The 2,598-nt window shown below is 73.4% G+C and carries 5 protein-coding genes; 1 reads left to right on the top strand and 4 read right to left on the bottom strand.

The window, feature by feature from the left end; all coding sequences use genetic code 11:
* Positions 1-139: 139 nt before the first annotated feature.
* The gene (locus tag E6J59_15465) at positions 140-1,000 is read left to right on the top strand and encodes an enoyl-CoA hydratase (protein ID TMB17878.1); all 861 of its coding nucleotides are present in this window, start codon (positions 140-142) and stop codon (positions 998-1,000) included.
* On the opposite strand, the gene E6J59_15460 is transcribed toward E6J59_15465, so the two are convergent.
* The 4 genes from E6J59_15460 to E6J59_15445 all read right to left on the bottom strand — a co-directional run bounded on the left by E6J59_15460 (position 993) and on the right by E6J59_15445 (position 2,564).
* The gene (locus E6J59_15460; GenBank protein TMB17877.1) at positions 993-1,427 is read right to left on the bottom strand and encodes a GNAT family N-acetyltransferase; all 435 of its coding nucleotides are present in this window, start codon (positions 1,425-1,427) and stop codon (positions 993-995) included. The two genes, E6J59_15465 and E6J59_15460, sit on opposite strands and share 8 nt — an antisense overlap.
* Positions 1,424-1,963: a GNAT family N-acetyltransferase gene (locus tag E6J59_15455; GenBank protein TMB17876.1), complete on the bottom strand. Its 540-nt coding sequence runs from the start codon at positions 1,961-1,963 to the stop codon at positions 1,424-1,426. The genes E6J59_15460 and E6J59_15455 overlap by 4 nt, the downstream gene beginning before the upstream one ends.
* Before the next feature lie 67 nt (positions 1,964-2,030).
* Positions 2,031-2,327, bottom strand: a complete 297-nt coding sequence (locus E6J59_15450) for a hypothetical protein (protein ID TMB17875.1) — start codon at positions 2,325-2,327, stop codon at positions 2,031-2,033.
* Positions 2,328-2,363: 36 nt separating this feature from the next.
* Positions 2,364-2,564 carry a hypothetical protein gene (locus tag E6J59_15445; protein TMB17874.1) on the bottom strand — a complete coding sequence of 67 codons (201 nt, stop codon included), beginning with the start codon at positions 2,562-2,564 and terminating at the stop codon, positions 2,364-2,366.
* Between the last annotated feature and the right edge of the window lie 34 nt (positions 2,565-2,598).

Below are 2,598 nucleotides of genomic sequence, written 5' to 3'. Positions count from 1 at the left end.
TGCCGGGCGGGCGGCGAGGCCGCGTGGTCGGCGAGCGCCTCATCGCCTCGAACGGCGCCTGGAGCTACGCGGTGGCGCTCGAGGAGGGCGGCACGGTCGAGTACCTCGACTACGAGCTCCGGCGCGTGGAGGGCGCGTGATGGACTACCAGCAGATCCTCTACGCGGTCGACGCCGGCGTGCTCACCGTCACCCTCAACCGCCCCGAGCGGCTGAACGCCTTCACCGCGCGCATGATGTACGAGCTGCTCGACGCCTTCGAGCGCGCCGACGCCGACGACGCGGTGCGCGCCGTCATCGTGACCGGCGCCGGGCGCGCTTTCTGCGCCGGCGCGGACCTGGGCAGCGGCGGCGGCACCTTCGACTATTCGGGCGGGCCCGCCGCGCAGCGGATCGAGGAGCACCGCGACGGCGGCGGCCTGGTCGCGCTCCGCATCTTCGCGTCGAAGAAGCCGGTCATCGCCGCCATCAACGGGCCCGCGGTCGGCGTCGGCATCACGATGACCCTGCCCATGGACGTCCGCATCGCCGCGAGCACGGCCCGCATGGGCTTCGTCTTCGCGCGCCGCGGCATCGTCGCCGAGGCGTGCAGCAGCTGGTTCCTGCCGCGCGTGGTCGGCATCGGCCGCGCGGCGGAGTGGGTCCTCACCGGCCGCATCTTCCCTGCCGAGGAGGCGCTCGCGGGCGGGCTGGTGAGTCGCGTGGTCGCGCCCGAGGCCCTCATGGACACGGCGCGCGGCCTGGCGCGCGAGATCGCCGACAACACCTCGGCCATGTCCGTGGCGCTCTGCCGCCAGATGCTCTGGCGCATGCTCGGCGCGGACCACCCCATGGAGGCGCACCAGGTCGACTCGCGCGCGATCTTCTGGATGGGCCAGTCGGCCGACGCGCGCGAGGGCGTGCAGGCGTTCCTCGAGAAGCGGCCGGCGCGCTTCACGCTCCGGCCGACCGCGGACATGCCCGCGTTCTACCCGTGGTGGGAGGAGCGGAAGTTCAGGTGAGCGGCTTCCGCATCGCGCGGTGCGGGATGCCCGCCTCGAGGAACTCGGGCCCTTCGACGCGGTAGCCGAGCCGCTCGTAGAACGCGATCACCGCCACCTGCGCGTTCAGCACGAGCTCGCGGTGGCCGCGGGCGCGCACCTCGTCCTCGAGCGCGCGCATGAGCGCCCGGCCGATGCCGGAGCGCCGGACGGAACGCCGCACCGCGACGCGCTCGGCCTTCACGCGCCCGCCCTCCGTCTCCCGGAGGCGCGCCGTGCCGACCGCCTCGCCCGCCGCGAGCGCGAGGAAGTGCCTGCACGCGGCGTCGTGCGCGTCCATCTCCTCGTCGAGCGGCACGCCCTGCTCCTCGACGAAGACCTCGCGCCGGATGGCGAGACAGCGGGCGAGCTCGTCGGGGCGGGCGCGCCGGACCTCGAGGCCGCTCATCCCTGGGCGAGCTCGTCGCGCAGCAACCCGAGGAGGATCTCGTCGACCCAGCGCCCGTCGATGAACACCTGCTCGCGGCGGCGGCCCTCGACGGTGAAGCCGGCGCGCGCGTAGAGCCGCAGGCCCCGCTCGTTGGTCGCGTAGCACGAGAGGCAGACCTTGTGCAGGTTGAGGTCGTCGAACGCGTGCCGGCAGAGGAGCCTGACCGTCTCGGCACCGAAGCCCTGGCCCCACCGATCCTTCCGGCCGATGACGATCCCGAGCGTCGCGTGGCGGTCGATGGGGTCGATGTCGTGGAGCCCGCAGTTCCCGACGTAGAGGCCGCCCTCGTTCGTCACGATGGCGAACACCTGGTCGCGCCGCGGATCGAGCGCGCGGATCCAGGCGCGCGAGCTTGCCTCCGTGTGCGGGACGCCGCGCACGGCGAGCGTCCGCCGGACGTCGGGATCGTTGAGCCAGACGTGACACTCGGCCGCGTCGGCCTCCTCGAGCGGGCGGAGGTAGACCTTCGTGCCGACCAGACAGGGGTTGCGCATCACGCGCGCGATCGTAGAGCAGGCCCCGCTCGGGCGCCACCCGCGCGGCGCCACGAGCGAGGAGCGACTACCGGCGCGCGGCGCGCTCCGGGAGCACGCAGTACGCACCCTCCGAGAAGCCCTGCGCCTCGATGCCGAAGGCGTGGTCGAAGCGCGCCCGGTAGTTCTCCCACGCGATCGCCGCCGTCAGCTCGACGAGCTGCGCCTCGGCGAAGTGCTCTCGCAGCCGGGCGAAGAGCGCCTCGGGCACCTCGACCGGCGTCTCCGTCATCGCGACCGCGTAGTCGAGCACGAGCTTCTCGAGCGGCGAGAAGGCCGCGCTCTCCTCGTAGGCCGGCAGGTCACGGAGCTGAGCCTCGGTCACCCCGGCTGCCCTGCCGACGGCAGAGCCGATGTCGACTCAGAAGGGACAGCCGACCAGCGCCGCCGCCTTCAGGCCGGCGAGCGCCTTCAGCCGCGCGTCGACCAGACGGGCCTTGCCGAGCGCGAACTCGTAGCCCGTGTAGCCCCGGAAGATCCACGCGTGGTGCGCCGCCACGGTGAGCGGCTCGGGCACCTTGCCGACCATGCGCTTCGAGAAGCGGTAGGCGAAGCGGACCATCAGGCCGGCCCGGCTGGCGGGGACTCCGGCGATG

Source organism: Deltaproteobacteria bacterium (assembly GCA_005879795.1).
In the GTDB taxonomy this organism is placed as follows: domain Bacteria; phylum Desulfobacterota; class Binatia; order DP-6; family DP-6; genus DP-6.
Note: the sequence above shows the minus strand (reverse complement) of the source record. Positions and strands in the feature narration are given on the sequence as shown.